Annotated in this window: 1 pseudogene; it reads left to right on the top strand. The window is 41.0% G+C overall.

Features of this window, described 5'->3' with window-relative positions:
* A pseudogene (locus tag R0K30_RS20980) lies at positions 1-579 on the top strand (hypothetical protein); the annotation flags it as partial.
* Positions 580-1,109: the final 530 nt, after the last annotated feature.

The following is a 1,109-nucleotide window of genomic DNA, read 5'->3' on the forward strand; positions in this document are numbered from 1 at the left end:
GCCACGGGAGCCACGGGAGCCACAGGAGATACCGGAGCAACAGGAGCCACGGGAGCAACAGGAGCCACGGGAGCCACAGGAGATACCGGAGCAACAGGAGCCACGGGAGCCACGGGAGCCACAGGAGATACCGGAGCAACAGGAGCCACGGGAGCAACAGGAGCCACGGGAGCCACCGGAGCACTTTCAACAGCCTCTGCTTCTACTTTTAATACTACTCCTCAAACCGTTGCTAATGGTGATACTTTTTCATTAGTAGGGAATCAGTTCTTAAATAATGTTACTTTTACTGCTCCAGATACTTTTACAGTTCAAGAAAGTGGTAACTATTATATATCTGCACAAGTTAGTTCAGCTAGTGGGCAAGCAGGTCCGGTTGGTATAGGTGTTAATGCCGTTCTCCCTAACCAGGGTACTGCTAGTGGTCTAGTCAACGGAACCTCAACTGGTGAACAAGTATCAGCTATAGGGTTTAGTGGAGTAGTCCCTGCGGGAACTACGTTCCGCCTATTTAATATAAGCGGTCAGCCGATTACAGTAAGTCAGTTAAGATTAACGTTGTTCAAGATCAATAATTAAACTCTTAAGAATCTTAATAGGGTTAATCACAGGAATACTCTGACCCTAAATCATTTCCAGTTTCACTGGGAATAATTTAGGGTTATAATGGTTTACACAAATTACTTTGAGGGATTGATTTATTAAATAAAGTAGGTTCTTGAGTAAATGTTGGCATGTAAGGATTGGAACAACAGAAGTTTGCTTTATTAATAACTAAAGTCCTTTAGTGTGATATTCTAACAGGTATGTTTTAAAGAATTTATTGGATAGTATACTGTATTAATGGTTATCAATTGCTCTTACGGTGGTTGCAGCAGGAATGTACAGAATTGCAACTGATCAAAATACGAAATCGATACAAATACAAAAAATCGATCGAAACACGACTATGATTAATCGGAACACAACTTCTCAATACGTATAGGCAAAAATAAAGTTTCCATCTCTCCGTTTTATAATAAAGAAAAGCTCACTAAAGGAAGGTGTTTTTCTCATGTTCCACACTAGAAATTCTTCTCAGCACGAAGCCGAATTTGTATTGCTAGATC

The organism is Bacillus sp. SIMBA_154 (genome assembly GCF_046536015.1).
Lineage (GTDB): Bacteria > Bacillota > Bacilli > Bacillales > Bacillaceae > Bacillus > Bacillus pumilus_P.